The organism is Butyrivibrio sp. XB500-5, from assembly GCF_003625505.1.
Lineage (GTDB): Bacteria > Bacillota > Clostridia > Lachnospirales > Lachnospiraceae > Butyrivibrio.
In genome coordinates this window covers 643,327-657,899 of sequence record NZ_RAIS01000001.1, presented here as the reverse complement: position 1 = coordinate 657,899, position 14,573 = coordinate 643,327, and the positions used below count along the sequence as shown (strand labels likewise).

At 42.3% G+C, this 14,573-nt stretch carries 18 protein-coding genes; 16 read left to right on the top strand and 2 right to left on the bottom strand.

Going from position 1 to position 14,573, the window contains the following annotated elements; translation table 11 throughout:
- Positions 1 to 191: 191 nt before the first annotated feature.
- From D6856_RS03135 to D6856_RS03115, 5 genes are all read left to right on the top strand, one after another.
- Positions 192 to 626 carry a LytTR family DNA-binding domain-containing protein gene (locus D6856_RS03135; protein WP_120685688.1) on the top strand — a complete coding sequence of 145 codons (435 nt, stop codon included), beginning with the start codon at positions 192 to 194 and terminating at the stop codon, positions 624 to 626.
- 50 nt (positions 627 to 676) lie between these two features.
- A complete protein-coding gene (locus D6856_RS03130; RefSeq protein ID WP_120657835.1) occupies positions 677 to 1,111 on the top strand; it encodes a DUF3021 domain-containing protein in 435 nt (144 codons plus the stop codon).
- 119 nt (positions 1,112 to 1,230) lie between these two features.
- The gene (locus D6856_RS03125) at positions 1,231 to 1,734 is read left to right on the top strand and encodes an RNA polymerase sigma factor (RefSeq protein WP_120685687.1); all 504 of its coding nucleotides are present in this window, start codon (positions 1,231 to 1,233) and stop codon (positions 1,732 to 1,734) included.
- On the top strand, positions 1,727 to 2,530 hold the full coding sequence (locus D6856_RS03120) for a hypothetical protein (protein WP_120685686.1): 804 nt from the start codon (positions 1,727 to 1,729) through the stop codon (positions 2,528 to 2,530). Before D6856_RS03125 ends, D6856_RS03120 begins: the two co-directional genes overlap by 8 nt.
- 99 nt (positions 2,531 to 2,629) lie before the next feature.
- Positions 2,630 to 3,520, top strand: coding sequence for an alpha-hydroxy acid oxidase (locus D6856_RS03115; RefSeq protein WP_120685685.1), 891 nt, complete (start codon positions 2,630 to 2,632; stop codon positions 3,518 to 3,520).
- Positions 3,521 to 3,588: 68 nt separating this feature from the next.
- Here the strand turns inward: D6856_RS03115 and D6856_RS03110 are convergent, their stop codons facing one another.
- The gene (locus D6856_RS03110; RefSeq protein ID WP_120685684.1) at positions 3,589 to 3,813 is read right to left on the bottom strand and encodes a helix-turn-helix domain-containing protein; all 225 of its coding nucleotides are present in this window, start codon (positions 3,811 to 3,813) and stop codon (positions 3,589 to 3,591) included.
- Between the two features lie 12 nt (positions 3,814 to 3,825).
- Positions 3,826 to 4,374, bottom strand: coding sequence for a hypothetical protein (locus D6856_RS03105; RefSeq protein WP_120685683.1), 549 nt, complete (start codon positions 4,372 to 4,374; stop codon positions 3,826 to 3,828).
- Between the two features lie 267 nt (positions 4,375 to 4,641).
- Here D6856_RS03105 and D6856_RS03100 point away from each other — a divergent pair, with 267 nt between their 5' ends.
- The 11 genes from D6856_RS03100 to D6856_RS03050 all read left to right on the top strand — a co-directional run bounded on the left by D6856_RS03100 (position 4,642) and on the right by D6856_RS03050 (position 14,559).
- A complete protein-coding gene (locus D6856_RS03100) occupies positions 4,642 to 5,094 on the top strand; it encodes an RNA polymerase sigma factor (RefSeq protein WP_120685682.1) in 453 nt (150 codons plus the stop codon).
- The gene (locus tag D6856_RS03095; protein WP_120685681.1) at positions 5,091 to 5,846 is read left to right on the top strand and encodes a hypothetical protein; all 756 of its coding nucleotides are present in this window, start codon (positions 5,091 to 5,093) and stop codon (positions 5,844 to 5,846) included. The genes D6856_RS03100 and D6856_RS03095 overlap by 4 nt, the downstream gene beginning before the upstream one ends.
- On the top strand, positions 5,837 to 6,529 hold the full coding sequence (locus tag D6856_RS03090) for an ABC transporter ATP-binding protein (RefSeq protein ID WP_120685680.1): 693 nt from the start codon (positions 5,837 to 5,839) through the stop codon (positions 6,527 to 6,529). The genes D6856_RS03095 and D6856_RS03090 overlap by 10 nt, the downstream gene beginning before the upstream one ends.
- 9 nt (positions 6,530 to 6,538) lie before the next feature.
- Positions 6,539 to 7,654 carry a hypothetical protein gene (locus tag D6856_RS03085; RefSeq protein WP_120685679.1) on the top strand — a complete coding sequence of 372 codons (1,116 nt, stop codon included), beginning with the start codon at positions 6,539 to 6,541 and terminating at the stop codon, positions 7,652 to 7,654.
- Between the two features lie 3 nt (positions 7,655 to 7,657).
- Positions 7,658 to 8,782: a hypothetical protein gene (locus D6856_RS03080; RefSeq protein WP_120685678.1), complete on the top strand. Its 1,125-nt coding sequence runs from the start codon at positions 7,658 to 7,660 to the stop codon at positions 8,780 to 8,782.
- A complete protein-coding gene (locus tag D6856_RS03075) occupies positions 8,763 to 9,860 on the top strand; it encodes a GntR family transcriptional regulator (RefSeq protein ID WP_120685677.1) in 1,098 nt (365 codons plus the stop codon). Before D6856_RS03080 ends, D6856_RS03075 begins: the two co-directional genes overlap by 20 nt.
- Before the next feature lie 184 nt (positions 9,861 to 10,044).
- Positions 10,045 to 11,541, top strand: coding sequence for an L-arabinose isomerase (gene araA / locus D6856_RS03070; protein WP_120685676.1), 1,497 nt, complete (start codon positions 10,045 to 10,047; stop codon positions 11,539 to 11,541).
- 227 nt (positions 11,542 to 11,768) lie between these two features.
- Positions 11,769 to 12,632 (top strand): aldo/keto reductase, encoded by an 864-nt coding sequence (locus tag D6856_RS03065; protein WP_120685675.1) that lies wholly within the window; start codon positions 11,769 to 11,771, stop codon positions 12,630 to 12,632.
- A gap of 57 nt (positions 12,633 to 12,689) precedes the next feature.
- Complete coding sequence (locus D6856_RS03060; RefSeq protein ID WP_120685674.1) at positions 12,690 to 13,616, top strand: aldo/keto reductase; 927 nt, start codon at positions 12,690 to 12,692, stop codon at positions 13,614 to 13,616.
- A 92-nt stretch (positions 13,617 to 13,708) separates the two neighbouring features.
- Positions 13,709 to 14,089: a hypothetical protein gene (locus D6856_RS03055; RefSeq protein WP_120685673.1), complete on the top strand. Its 381-nt coding sequence runs from the start codon at positions 13,709 to 13,711 to the stop codon at positions 14,087 to 14,089.
- Positions 14,086 to 14,559, top strand: coding sequence for a MazG family protein (locus D6856_RS03050; RefSeq protein ID WP_120685672.1), 474 nt, complete (start codon positions 14,086 to 14,088; stop codon positions 14,557 to 14,559). The genes D6856_RS03055 and D6856_RS03050 overlap by 4 nt, the downstream gene beginning before the upstream one ends.
- The last annotated feature ends 14 nt before the right edge of the window (positions 14,560 to 14,573 follow it).

Here is a 14,573-nt window from a genome sequence, read left to right as displayed (position 1 = left end):
CCTGCGACAACAACTACCAATTATAAGCCTTTCGAGGACAATGTCAAAAGAAACTCATATATTCCCATTTATCCGTAAGATTACTAACGTACTTTTTTCTGCATTTCACCCACCTTTTTTCGCCACTTACCGCAAATCCAAAGACAGGAATCATATGCTGTTGTATGATGGAATCATGAAAGGGGTAGCGTATGAAAGTAAACGTAATAATATCACCTGAAGTACATGAAGCATATGCGGAAATACACACAGATAAGATGACGGAGGAGATCGGAAGGATAGTTGATATGCTCAGCACAGAGGCAGCTCCCGTTACGGCGCGCGCAGGGGAAGAGCTTGTTGTGCTTAAACCTGAAGATATCTACATGGTCCGCGTCGAGAACGGCGATACCGTCATTTACGGTGAAAAGAGATCATTCCGTTCAGCAAAAAGATTGTATGAACTAGCAAGCCAGCTGGGAAATAAGTTCATGCAGATCTCGAAGTCCACGCTTATAAACCTTTCATACATGGACAGCATTGAACCGGGCTTTAGCGGAACTTTACTTCTTAAGCTTAAAAACGGATCAAAGGATTATGTTTCCAGAAAATATTTACCTGAGTTCAAGAAGTATCTGGGACTGTAAGAAGATGTTATAGACCGGAATCTGCCGGATATTAGTAAGGAGGAATCGTCATGAAAGAAACAATTAAAGTCATGATCAAAAATACACTTATTGCAATAGGAATTTCATATACAATGTTCTGTTTAACCGCAGCCGCGTTTGATATCGGTTACGGCGGAGATTTCGTGCTTCGTGGTTACACATTTACCAAGATGGTTATCGGAGCACTTATCATCGGAATCGGCTTTGGAGCACCAACCGTAGTCTATTCATCTGATAAGCTTCCGATGCCGATGAAAGTTATTATCCACATGGGAATCGGACTCATCATATACTTTATCGTTGCAGCAAACGAAGGCTGGATGGGCGATGGCAGCTCACCCGTAATGACAATCTGCATTGTACTTGGGCAGATATTCGTAACGTTTTTTATCTGGTTTATATTTATGATCCACTACCGCCAAGAAGCCAAAAGAATGAATGAGAGAATACAGGAATTAAAATAAATATTTATTTCATCTGTCCGATTATCAAGCTTTGAATCGTATTATAGATAGAAGGGCCTTCTGAGGAAATACCGGCCGGTTCGGTATTTCCTCATTATATGAAAAGGGGAGCGTTTTACATGGAAGAAAGGGAGATAAAGCGGGTTGTTGAGATGTATTCGGATATGATACTCAGAATAAGCTACAGCTACCTGCAACATACATACGATTCGGAAGATATCTGCCAGACGGTGCTTCTAAAGTATATATCCTGCGGAAAGTCTTTTGACACTAAGGAACATGAAAAAGCATGGATCATAAGAACTACGATCAATGCGTGCCACGACCTTAGAAAGAGCGCTTTTTTCAAGAAGACGGTCGCGCTTGATACCATCGCTGAAAAAGAAGCTCCGGCAGCGCCATCTTCCGAAATAATAGATGAGATAAAGAAACTCCCTGTCAATTATCGAATAAGTATTTACCTTCACTACTACGAGGGATATTCGGTAAAAGAGATCGCGGGAATCATGGGAAAATCAGCTCTTGCCGTATCTAAATATTTATCGAGAGGACGGGCAGAGCTAAAAAGAAATCTCACCGCGGATGCTGCATATGGTGAAAAGGCAGGTGAAATATATGAATGAATATATCTTTGATTCTTATAAAAACTCCATGAAAGACCTTCGCTTTTCGGAAAATCAGAAAGAGATTTTGATTCAAAAGCTTGGGGAAGCTGTGAATGAAAAGAACGGAGGCCGAATGAGAGCAAAACTTAATATCAAAAAGATAGTTGCATTGACTGCAGCATGTATCTGTGTTCTTGGAGGGACAGCATTTGCTGCGGGGAAAGCGGTGATGGTTGTCAGCGGTAACGACTATTTTTCAAGGACATCCGATTTTGGAAAACTAATTGAACTTGAAGAAAAAGTCGGGATAAATGCGCCTGCAGTTGAAACTTTTAGTAACGGTTATTCTTTTGACATTATGGAGATAGAAAATTGTCAGACCCAGGATGAAGAGGGAAATGCAATTGATAAATACAAAGAATTGTTTATAAATTATACGCGTGAAGGTGACCCGCATATCTATGTGGGGATGAACCCGGTTATAAATAACGGTCATCTGACGGAAGATTCTCCGGATGCTACAAGGGCAAACGAGACGCGCAAGGTTGATGGCGTAAATATTTACTACAGCTATGATGAATATCTGTTTTTGCCGGTTTCAAAAGATTCGAATCCCACCGAAGAGGAAATGAAAAGAGAAGAAGAGGACGATCATTTCTTTATAAGCTATGGTTCCGATGAACGAGAGACCAGTTTTTCTTCGAATATCGTTTTTGAAATGGACAATGTGATCTATGTTATGGGAACATTCGATAATGCCATCACTTCGGACGAGTTGATGGATATGGCGGAGGAAATAATAAAGTCTCGCTAAGCCACAAAAAATGAAATAGCCAAAACAAAAAATGAAATGAAAAAGATATGTTTCCTGCCTTATACTATAAAAAAGAAATAATTACAAAGGGGTACAATTATGGCAGAAAACGCAGGAAATTCAAACATAATAACCAGGAAATATCTGGATTCGCTTCTCATACAGACAAGGTACATGAACGCGGATTATCCCGATCCGTCTTTTGAATTATATGGAAAAGAGTTTCCGTCTCCGATCATGATGGCGGCACTTTCTCATCTTGATCATTTCATGTTTGAGGGTGCGGCAAAAGAGTTTGCGCAAGGTGCGGCGGATTCGGGTCTTCTTACATGGTACGGGATGGCGGACGAAGAAGAGATAGAGATGATCCTTTCATGCGGAGGAACACTTATTGAAGTGATAAAACCCTACGCAGACAGGGATATCATTTATAGAAAGATCGAGCATGCAAAAGAAAACGGTGTGCTCGCTGTAGGCATTGATATCGATCACGCTTTTTCTCCCGACGGAGGTCCCGATGAAGTAAGCGGATATACAATGGCGCCTCTTACAACAGGAGAACTTACGGATATCTGCAACAGCACAGATCTTCCCGTTATCGTAAAAGGAGTCCTAAGTCTCTATGATACCGAGGAAGTCCTTAAAGCGGGTGCGAGAGGCATCGTGCTTTCTCATCACAACAACAGGATAGAGTATGCGGTTCCTCCGCTTAAGATCCTTCCGGAGATTGCAAAAGAGATTGATAATACGATCCCTATTTTCGTAGACTGCGAGATCAAAACAGGAATGGATGCATTTAAAGCGATCGCTCTCGGAGCAGACGCTGTCTGCATAGGAAGACCTCTTATGACAGCGATAAAAGATAACGGTGCACAGGGCGTATGTGATTATCTTAAAAAAGCTGAAGCAGAGCTTAAAAAGACAATGGCTTTCACAGGGTGTAAGTCCATTGCGGATATCAAGAACTACAAGCTGATCACAACAATCTGATCAGTTGTTTCCAAAAACAAAAATACCTCAACCATATGCATGGCTGAGGTATTATTTTATTCTTTATTTTAATCTTCATTTTCTCCTTCCGGATCGTATTTTAGTATGTCCCCCGGTTCGCATTCGAGCGCTTCGCAGATTCCTGCAAGAGTTCCGAAGCGGATCGCATTAACTTTATTGTTTTTTATCTTGGACAGATTAACGTTTGCAATTCCGACTTTGTCCGCAAGGTCATTGAGAGATACGTGGCGTCTAGCCATCATTACATCAAGTTCAAGCATGATTCTACCCATAATTTTCCCTCCTTAAAGTAATCCGTCTACATCTTTCTCAAGCTCTGCACCGTATGCAAAGTACTGAGAAAGGCTGAGAGCAACAAGAGCAAAGAGGAATTCATATGCACTGACCCCCATGAGTGCGTTGGCACCAAAGATCAATCCCAATAAAGGGAGTACAATCTTTACAATTGGAAGAGCAAGTGCAAAGATACCGATGTTCCTGATTCTTTTAACATTCTCTGCTGAGAAAGGTGATCCCGCATCAAGCGCGAAAATCTTTCCTATGTTATGGAAAATCAATCCGGCGAAAAATGCCTGTATAGCTATTATTCCAAAGTAAAGAAAGAATCCAGGGAAGTAGAATTGTCCGTCTTTTATAAATGCCTGAGAACCTGCGGTGTTAATCTGAGCGTTGGTAAATACATCATTAAACATCTGCTGATTAAGGTGTCCGGTAGCAAGCAAAATGGCAAGAGAGATAAGTGCAGAGACCGTAATACCTACGCCGGCAAATGAGATTACCTCTATGATCTTTGCGAGTACTGTAGTTACTTTGCTTAATGTTGTTTTTTTCATGTCGATATCCTCCGTTGTGTGTTAATGTAATGTTGTTTAGTAATTTGTTTTTTTCATCTTTTTGGGATGAAGTTTTTGCATAAATGTTTTTCGTTGTTTTTTAATTTGTTTTCATTAAATATTTAATGTTTGTCGTTAAATATTTTATATCACACGTTCTAAATGTGTGTCAACACTTTTTTTCAAAAAAATTTTTTTATATAAATAAGCGCACATTTTACGGGCCTTAAACGTCTATCATTACGAAGGGAGAAAAAGGGGTTATCCATGGATATAGAAAAGTACTATGACAAGATTTACCGCTACTGCTACTACAAAGTAAACAGCAAAACCCTGGCGGAAGACCTCACCCAGGAAACTTTCCTTCGTTATATTGGCAGTTTACAGGAGGCAAAAGAGCCGGAGAGATATCTTTATACCATTGCAAGGAATCTCTGTATTGATGAGTATAAGAAGAGAAAAGAGACAGAGCTTCCGGATGAAGATATGGACGACGGTTCGGACTTCGAGAACAAGGCAGTTGAGAGGCTAAGACTTGAAGAGGCGATGAAAAGACTAAGCGATGACGAGAGTGAGATAGTGCAGCTACGTCTTTTGAATGAGGAGCCTTATTCCGAGATCTGCAAGATCATGGGGATATCGAGGTTTGCAGCACACAGGAAACTTGAAACCGCCAAGAAGAAACTAAAAAGTTATCTAGAGAAAGGGGAAATTGTATGAGAGATAAAGAACTTAAAAAGCTGCTCCAAGACAATGTTACGCCCCCGGACTATCTAAAGAAGGATGCTTTTATCAGAAAGTACAGATCAAAAGAAATACTGCATGTGAGTGCACCAAGGCTATTATTGCAGCAGGCAGGATTCATCAGGAAAAGAGTGTGGATCGCGTCGCTCATTTTGATAGCATTTGTAGCTTTAGATATCATGCTGAAGATGAGAGATATGTTAAATGTGGGATACACTGCAGATGAACGAGCTTTAAGCGTACTTACTACTGTTTCTTTTTTCATGCCGTTTATCTCTGCTCTTGGAATGATCGAAGCCTTTAAGGCACAGTTTCACGGAGTCTATGAGCTTGAGCTGGTCACGGTCATTTCCGGTAAAAGAGCCCTTTTTGCAAGATTGGCAGCTGTGGGAATAATTAATTTCCCACCCATGATGTTTATAGCAGTGCTTATGAAAGTGACTGTAGGTGTTGAAATTGTTAGAGGAGCGCTGGTGATTCTTATACCTTATCTTTTGACCATGATCCTTTGCATAGAGATTGAGAGATTTGAATGGGCCAGAAGAAGTGCTTTTTCATTTTTGATACCGGTCTTGCTTGTCACAATACTGGTGAACTTTGAAGTTGGCGATGTGAGCTTTTTGACGCTGAGTGTGAGAGCTCTTTTGATCATATTTGTAGCACTTGTTGCGGTACAGGCTTTTGAATTAAAGAAATTTAGCAATATGGAGGATTTTGCATGGAACTAAAAGTTGATAGGCTGACCAAACAGTTCAAGAACAAGATCGCTGTGGACAGACTTGATTTTAAATTGGAAAAAGGCGTAACGGGGCTTCTTGGAGAGAACGGCGCAGGAAAGACCACGCTAATGAGAATGATATGCGGTATCTTAACTCCCACAAGCGGAGAGGTGAGCTACGACAACGCTTCCGTTAACACCGAAGAATACAGAAATATTCTTGGATATCTTCCCCAGGAATTCGGCTATTATCCCGAGTTCACAGGAAGAGAATTCCTCATGTATTTCTGCGCCCTTAAGGGCCTTGATAAGAAGGCTGCCAAGGCAAGGACCGAGGAGCTTCTTGATATCGTGGGACTTAAAGAAGATGCGAATAAAAAGATAGGAAAGTACTCCGGCGGTATGAAGAGGCGTATTGGTATTGCCCAGGCTCTTATCAACAGGCCTGAGCTACTTGTGTTGGACGAGCCCACAGTGGGCCTTGATCCAAAAGAGAGAGTGCGCTTTAGAAAACTTATTGAGGAATTAGGAAAGACAGCAGTGGTCCTGCTTTCCACCCACATCGTTTCCGATGTGGAGGATATCGCCGACAGGATACTCATTATGAAGTCGGGACAGATCATCTGGCAGGGAGACGGCAAAGGAATGGATGGCAAACTAGAGGATTTTTATCTTGAGAAGATAGAGGAGTAGGAGAAGGGTATGAAAAATAACTGTTTTGGGACATTGTTTCTTTTTGAATTAAAGAAAATACTAAAATCCAAAGTTGCAGTGATCACGTTTTTTATCCTGCTCATAGTGGGCTTTATTAATGTCGAAAGTGCGATGGGAGATAATGCGGATATATATGCTCAGAATGAACTGGGTAAGATAGAAGGCAGAACAATAGATGATACTCTTATAAAGGAAATGGTGGATAATTCGGAAGATGGAAGTGAATCGCCGCATACATACAGAAATCTGAACCTGTGGGTTGCTAGGATCTGGGGAACTGTTATTCCCGAAGATCTGACCGTTTACAAACTTTCACAGGCCAGAGATTCAATGATAGAGCAATATATGTATGATGAAAAGCTTTCTGAAGGAGAGCTTCAATACTGGAAAGAAAAAAACGACGTTGATTTTCCCGGGGTATGGCATGATGACATGGATGCCAAAGGATATATTAATGCAACAAGCAATTTGTATTTATTCGCCATTCTTTTTCTGCTCCCAATGGGCGTTGCGGTTGTATTTGCCATGGAGTATCAGCATAAAACCGATCCCTTGATAAGGGCAAGTAAGTTTGGTGATAAGAGAACTTATTATGCCAAGATGCTCGCAGGAATAACATACGCAGTAGTAAGCATGTTATTTGTGATCGGTATCGCGTTGGCTTATATGGCTATCAGATACGGAACAGATTGTCTTGGTATATCGACACTATTGGTGGATCCCTTTTTACTTATCGATATGACAGCAAAAGAACTGCTTATAAGGATGGTTGTGATCATGATCGCATCCTGCGTTATGTTATCGACAATGACTATGTTTTTATCTCAGACATTTAAAAATGCATTTGCTGTACTGGGCGCGATGTTTGGTTTTTGGTTTTTGTGTGCTCTTCTTAATGTAGTAGTTAAGTTCCGTCCCTTATCGCAGTTTATAAGCTCGTTGCCCTACATGGTAGTCGCTACCGATATTGGAAAAGAATACCGTTTGGTCAATATCTTTGGAAGATATTTTACAATATTTGATTATGCACCTGTCATGTACATTTTACTGGGGATATTGTTTTTAACGCTTGGAAGAATTGTTTATGGAAGGCAAGAGAGATAAATTATGAGAAACAACTATCTTGGAACGTTGTATCTTTTTGAGTTAAAAAAGATACTTAAGAATAAAGTCGCCATGATCACCTTTTTGATAATGGTGATAGCAGCTATTATTGTTGGCGAGGGCGAAATCTCAGGAAATGCTAATGCCAAGGAAATAGAGCAGTTCAAGAAGATTGAAGGAAGAACGATCGATGACAACCTCCTTGAAGAGGTAAAAGAAAATATAAACGAATACGGAGAGTGGGATAAGGTCGATCCAACCTATGAGAACATTGTTTCCTGGGCTCGAAGTAAAGGGGATATTCATAATCTTACTGTGGATGCTCTGGAAAAAGACAGAAATGACAGTATTCAGGAAGCAAAAGAAATGAGTCTTTTATCTCCCGGGGAATATGAATACTGGGAGAAAAGGCAGGATAATATAGACTATCCGGGAACATGGTACGACCCGCTCTATTCATTCGGAATAACTTTGGGACTTTGCGATTTAAGGATCGTTATACTTCTTTTCCTGATCCCCATGGGACTTGCGGCTGTATTTGCTGCCGAGCATCAAAACAAAACCGATTCTATTATAAGAGCTAGTAAGAACGGCGATAAGAGGACGTATTACGCCAAAGTACTTGCGGGTATGAGCTTTGCGATCGTTGGAACGGCGGTGATAGTAGCTTCATTTTTGGGCTATTTCTTTATCAGATGGGGCACATACTATCTTGATCTTCCCGTAAATTATAATTACGCATATACATCTGTCAGTCTTACGTTAAAAGAGCATTTGTGGATGCTGACCAAACTTATTATGACGGGAAGTGTTCTGATAGCTGCATTTACACTCTTTTTGTCACAGACATTAAAAAATGCATTGGCGGTAATGGGAGTATCCCTTGGAGTGTGGTTTGTTAATGTGATCCTTGCATCAACGCTTCCGCTTAGAATGAGAGTATTATCACAATTTATTCAATGGCTCCCACATACGCTGATTGATGATAGAATAGTATACGAATACAGATTGGTGAAGCTGTTTGGAAGATATTTTACAGCTTGGGATTTTGCACCGTTTATGTATATCCTATTTGCCATCATCTTTATAGCGGCGGGAAGATTCATTTATGACAGACAAGAGAGATAGATCAGGGTCACTTAAATATAATCAGATAGAAGAAGAGCTTAAGGCACTTATCCTTGAGGAGAAGATAAAACCCGGGGAAAAGATGCCTTCCGAGAATGTACTTTCCAAGCAGTATGGCGTAAGTCGTCAGACTGTCAGGAAGGCTATTTCGGATCTTGTAAATGAGGGCTTTGTCTATGCGGTTCAGGGCAGCGGAACGTACTGCTCAGACGCATCGAGGTTTAAGAAGGATTCCAAGGACATCGCGGTTGTGATGACCTATCTTTCGGATTATATTTTTCCAAAGGTAATAAGCGGGATCGACTCGGTACTTTCGGAGAACGGCTACAGCATTGTGCTTAAGAATACCAATAATTCAAGAACGAGAGAGATTAAGTGTCTCGAGGAGCTTATTGAGAAAAACATAGACGGGATCATAGTTGAGCCAAGTAAGAGCAATGTCTTTTGCAAGCACAAATATCTCTATGACAAGCTTGATAAATACGGCATTCCTTATATCTTTATCCAGGGCGCGTATTCGGTGATGGAGGATAAGCCTCACGTTATCATGGATGACGAAAAGGGTGCATATCTTTTGACGGGATATCTTATAAGCCAAGGGCACAAGAATATAATCGGCGTTTTTAAGAGCGATGATACGCAGGGGCAGAACAGGCACAAGGGCTACGCCAAGGCGCTTGCCAAGGCCGGACTTACCTACGACCCCGAGAATGTTATCTGGTTCTATACCGAGGACCGCGCGGTTCATCCGTACACAAATCTTCAGAAGATGATAAAGAGCGGAAAAAAGGTTGATGCGATCGTCGCGTACAACGACCAGATAGCGTTTCATCTGATAAAGGCGATCCGCGAACTGGGTCTAAAGGTCCCGCAGGATATTTCCATAACGGGCTACGATAATTCACAGCCCGCCGCCAACACAGACATAACGCTAACTACGATCGTTCATCCCCAGCAGGAGCTTGGTAAGATTGCCGCGCAGATGCTGCTTAAGATGATCCGCGGAGAAGAAGTGGAAAAAAGAATTGTCGTTGAGCCCGAGCTTGTGATCGGCAATTCATGTATAAAAAGAAAGTGACTTTCGGGTCACTTCTTTTTTTTGCCCGAATAACATTTGAGCGTGGGATTTTAAGTTTATTACCTACAACTTGACCACTCGTACGTACAAGTTTGAAAATGAAAGCATGTAAATGTATCGGCTTTTTTAGAGAAGGGAAAAATAGCGATACATGGGGTATTAATGTTTTAAGGAGGGTTATAGAATGATTCAGACAAAAGCGTACAAGTTTTGGTTTTGTACAGGCTCTCAGGACCTGTATGGGGATGAGGTTTTAAAGCACGTTGCAGAGCACTCTAAAGAGATTGTGGACGAGCTCAACAAATCGGGAATTCTCCCTTACGAAGTTGTATGGAAACCTGTACTTATCACCAATCAGCTGATAAGACAGACCTTTAACGAGGCCAATGCAGATGAGGCCTGCGCGGGTGTCATCACATGGATGCACACATTTTCACCTGCTAAGTCCTGGATACTCGGACTTCAGGAGTTCAGAAAACCTCTTTTGCACCTGCACACGCAGTACAATGAGGAAATTCCTTACGATACGATCGACATGGATTTCATGAACGAGAACCAGGCTGCTCACGGCGACAGAGAGTACGGACACATCGTAAGCCGCATGAGAATTGAGCGCAAAGTCATCGCAGGCTATTGGAAAGATAACGAAGTACGAGAGAGAATCGCTTCCTGGATGAGAACAGCCGTAGGTATCATGGAGTCAAGCCACATCAGAGTTATGAGAGTTGCCGACAACATGAGAAACGTTGCGGTTACAGAGGGAGATAAGGTTGAGGCTCAGATCAAGTTCGGTTGGGAAGTTGATACTTATCCCGTTAATGAGATCGCAGACAGCGTAGCAGCAGTAAGCGCTTCAGACGTAAACGCGCTTCTCGACGAGTACTATGACAAATATCAGATCGTTCTCGACGGAAGAGATCCCGAAGAGTTCAAGAAACATGTAGCGGTTCAGGCTCAGATCGAGCTTGGCTTTGAGAGATTTCTTGAGAAAAAGAACTATCAGGCGATCGTTACTCACTTTGGAGACCTCGGCGCACTCGGCCAGCTTCCCGGTCTTGCAATTCAGAGACTTATGGAGAAGGGCTACGGCTTCGGTGCAGAGGGCGACTGGAAGGTTGCTGCCATGGTTCGCCTTATGAAGATCATGACTGTAGGCATGAAGAACGCCAAGGGTACTTCAATGCTTGAGGATTATACATACAACCTTGTAAGAGGAAAAGAGGGTATTCTCGAAGCACACATGCTTGAGATCTGCCCGACTATCGCAGAAGGACCTATCAGCATCAGGGTTAAGCCTCTTTCAATGGGCGACAGAGAAGATCCCGCAAGACTTGTATTCACATCCAAGGAAGGAAAGGGTGTTGCCACATCACTTATCGATCTTGGCAACAGATTCCGTCTCATAATCAACGAGGTTGAGTGTAAAAAGACAGAGAAGGCTATGCCTAATCTTCCCGTAGCAACCAACTTCTGGACACCTTATCCGGATCTTTATACCGGTGCTGAGGCTTGGATCCTTGCAGGCGGAGCTCATCACACTGCTTTCTCATATGACCTTACGGTTGAGCAGATGGCAGATTGGGCTGAGATGATGGACATCGAAGCAGTTATCATCGACAAGAATACTACTATCCCCGCATTCAAGAAAGACCTTAAGCTCGGAGAAGTATTCTACAGATAAAAAATACAGCTAATGACATTCTCTTTTATATCCACATAAAAGCATTTTTTCCTAGGGGGCCGCTGAGTAATATCAGCGGTCTTTTATGGTGGATCCCAATAGAAGAAAGAGGATGTTCTAATTTTGACAGTATCCGGTGCGAAATATAATAAGTGCCGACAGTTTTTAGATGGTAAAATATAATTGATTTTTGCGAACGAATCTCATTTTGATCAGGAGGTAAAAATATGAAGAACCAAAATGATGTATATAAGCTTTCAAACGGTGTCGGCGTTCCCTGCATTGGCTTCGGAACATGGCAGACTCCCGAAGGAGATGTTGCGGTAAGCAGCGTAGAGCATGCCATAAAAGCCGGCTATCGTCACATTGATACGGCACAGGTTTACGGAAACGAAGAGGGTGTCGGAAAAGGCATCAGAATAGGTATTATAGATGAGGGACTTACAAGAGAAGATATCTTTGTGACAACCAAGATCTGGAATGACAAGCACAGCTATGATCTTTGTAAGAGCTCTTTTGACGAATCACTCAGAAAACTCGGCCTTGATTATGTTGACATGCTTCTTATTCACTGGCCCAATCCCGCAGCGTTCAGAGACCGCTGGGAAGAGGCTAACGCTGAGACTTGGAGAGCAATGGAAGAGCTGTACGAGTCAGGAAAGGTCCGTTCCATCGGTATTTCCAACTTCAGACAGCACCATATAGAGGCACTTCTTAAGACTGCCAAGATCAAACCCATGGTCAATCAGATAAGACTTTGCCCCGGCGCAACGCAGGATGAGCTTGTGGCATATTGCAAAGAGCAGGGAATGATCCTTGAAGCTTACAGCCCTCTCGGAACAGGTCAGATCTTTGATGTTCCCGAGATGAAAAAGCTCGCTGAAAAGTACGGAAAGAGCATCGCTCAGATATGCGTTCGTTTCAGTCTTCAGATGGGATTCCTTCCCTTACCTAAGTCAGTTCATGCCGACAGGATCAAAGAGAATCTCGATGTATTTGATTTTGAGCTTGAGGCCGGCGATGTTAAGCTTATCGCAGATCTCAAGGGCTGCGTAGGATACGAGAGCGACCCCGATACAAGACCGTTCTGATCATAGCGCGTTTTTTACCAAAATTTATCCCCCGATGGGGTAACGAAAGGATCATAAATGAAATATATCGACATCGTAACCGGACCGCAGAAGGCGTCCGCTATTATACAGGGCTGCATGAGAATGCCTTCTCTTTCAAAAGAGGAAGCGGCAAAGGTTATAAAAACTGCATATGAGTGCGGCATCAATTTTTTTGACCATGCAACCTGCTACGGGGCGGGAGATGCGGAAGTGCGTTTTGCGCAGGCTTTTCCTTTGACGGGACTTAAGAGAGAAGACATCTACATTCAGAGTAAGACCGGAATCTATCCCGACAGACAGGAATTTGACTGGACAAAAGAGGCTATTCTTTCAGCTGTTGACGGTATTTTATCCAGACTAAAGGTGGAATATCTCGACACACTTCTTTTGCACAGACCGGATCTTTTGTTTGATCCCGAAGAAGTCGCAGAGGCTTTTGACAAGCTTGAAAGTGAAGGCAAGGTGCGTCACTTCGGTGTAAGTAATCTCATGCCGATGCAGATCGAGCTGTTAAAAAAATGTGTGAAGCAGCCGCTAGTTATCAATCAGGTGCAGCTTTCACTTGAGCAGTCGCAGCTCATAGATCAAGAGCTTTACATGAACAACAAGACAACCGATATGTCTTTTATGCGAGACGGAAGTGCGCTTGATTACTGCAGATTAAAAGATATCACGATCCAGGCGTGGTCACCTCTTCAGGTCGGAATGTTTAAGGGAACTTTTATCGACAATCCTGAATTCCCTGCGCTCAACAAGGCGCTTGAAGAGCTCGCACAGCGCGAAGGCGTATCCAAAACAGCGATCGCAATCGCTTGGATCCTTCGTCATCCCGCCAAGATGCAGGCAATCATCGGCACTATGAATCCCGATCATATCAAGGATGTATGTGATGCAACCAAGGTAAATCTTTCTCATCACGACTGGTATGAACTGTATCTCGCATCAGGAAAATTCTTGCCATAAATACATAATAAAGGATAAAATATATGAGGCGTTCCCATGAAATTTCTATTTATGGGAGCCTCATTTTTTGGATAATATGAGAGGTTACGATTATGAGAGTTACTCTAAATTACAAGACACTGAGTAAAGGAATAAGAAATGCTCTTTCAGAAGGTGCGATGGATCTTCAAGATGTCAAAGCGCTTCGTAAGAATGTTGAAGAATACATAATTCCCAAAAAGAAATGGGCACGCATGGTAATTATAATGAGTGCTGCCATGATTTTATTTATGCTCGGATTATCGGTAATGAATATGAGAAAGGCCAATTTCGTTAATCTTGAAATGACGCTGATCTTTTATGCGGTTGTAATAGTTGTCCTTGCTGTGGTAATTGGATTTACCGCATGGCTTAACTTCGGTAAGATAATAACACAATACAACTCTTCACTTAAAAAGGGTTATCCGCAGATGTATGAGGAGCTTAAACTATGAGTGAGATCGACAGACTCAAAAAAATAGTACAAACGCTACGAAGCGAGAATGGCTGTCCGTGGGATAAGGCGCAGACGCATATGAGCTTAAAACCGGGATGTATAGAAGAGGCAGCAGAGGTTATCGGAGGCATCAATATCCTTAATGAGACGGGTGATGCCGACAATCTCAAGGAAGAACTCGGAGATCTTTTGCTTCAGGTCATGTTCCATTCCGTGATGGCAGAGGAAGAGGGATACTTTACATTCGACGATGTCGTAAAGACAATCTCCGACAAGATGGAAAGAAGACATCCTCATGTTTTTACGGATGTGAAATTCAACTCCGAAGAGGAGCTTCACGCCGCATGGGCTGAGATAAAGAAAAAGGAAAAAGAGGGCAAGGAGTGGTATGCAGACTATCTGCCCGGAGCCTTTAACGAGGCACACAAATTCATTGATAAAGCGCAGGAAAGAAAAGGCTTTAAATAAAACTTGCAGAAGGG

Bases quoted from the DNA above. Each gene is read 5' to 3' on its own strand.
- D6856_RS03135 (WP_120685688.1), top strand. From the start codon at position 192: ATGAAAGTAAACGTAATAATATCACCTGAAGTACATGAAGCATATGCG.
- D6856_RS03130 (WP_120657835.1), top strand. From the start codon at position 677: ATGAAAGAAACAATTAAAGTCATGATCAAAAATACACTTATTGCAATA.
- D6856_RS03125 (WP_120685687.1), top strand. From the start codon at position 1,231: ATGGAAGAAAGGGAGATAAAGCGGGTTGTTGAGATGTATTCGGATATG.
- D6856_RS03120 (WP_120685686.1), top strand. From the start codon at position 1,727: ATGAATGAATATATCTTTGATTCTTATAAAAACTCCATGAAAGACCTT.
- D6856_RS03115 (WP_120685685.1), top strand. From the start codon at position 2,630: ATGGCAGAAAACGCAGGAAATTCAAACATAATAACCAGGAAATATCTG.
- D6856_RS03110 (WP_120685684.1), bottom strand. From the start codon at position 3,813: ATGGGTAGAATCATGCTTGAACTTGATGTAATGATGGCTAGACGCCAC.
- D6856_RS03105 (WP_120685683.1), bottom strand. From the start codon at position 4,374: ATGAAAAAAACAACATTAAGCAAAGTAACTACAGTACTCGCAAAGATC.
- D6856_RS03100 (WP_120685682.1), top strand. From the start codon at position 4,642: ATGGATATAGAAAAGTACTATGACAAGATTTACCGCTACTGCTACTAC.
- D6856_RS03095 (WP_120685681.1), top strand. From the start codon at position 5,091: ATGAGAGATAAAGAACTTAAAAAGCTGCTCCAAGACAATGTTACGCCC.
- D6856_RS03090 (WP_120685680.1), top strand. From the start codon at position 5,837: ATGGAACTAAAAGTTGATAGGCTGACCAAACAGTTCAAGAACAAGATC.
- D6856_RS03085 (WP_120685679.1), top strand. From the start codon at position 6,539: ATGAAAAATAACTGTTTTGGGACATTGTTTCTTTTTGAATTAAAGAAA.
- D6856_RS03080 (WP_120685678.1), top strand. From the start codon at position 7,658: ATGAGAAACAACTATCTTGGAACGTTGTATCTTTTTGAGTTAAAAAAG.
- D6856_RS03075 (WP_120685677.1), top strand. From the start codon at position 8,763: ATGACAGACAAGAGAGATAGATCAGGGTCACTTAAATATAATCAGATA.
- araA (WP_120685676.1), top strand. From the start codon at position 10,045: ATGATTCAGACAAAAGCGTACAAGTTTTGGTTTTGTACAGGCTCTCAG.
- D6856_RS03065 (WP_120685675.1), top strand. From the start codon at position 11,769: ATGAAGAACCAAAATGATGTATATAAGCTTTCAAACGGTGTCGGCGTT.
- D6856_RS03060 (WP_120685674.1), top strand. From the start codon at position 12,690: ATGAAATATATCGACATCGTAACCGGACCGCAGAAGGCGTCCGCTATT.
- D6856_RS03055 (WP_120685673.1), top strand. From the start codon at position 13,709: ATGAGAGTTACTCTAAATTACAAGACACTGAGTAAAGGAATAAGAAAT.
- D6856_RS03050 (WP_120685672.1), top strand. From the start codon at position 14,086: ATGAGTGAGATCGACAGACTCAAAAAAATAGTACAAACGCTACGAAGC.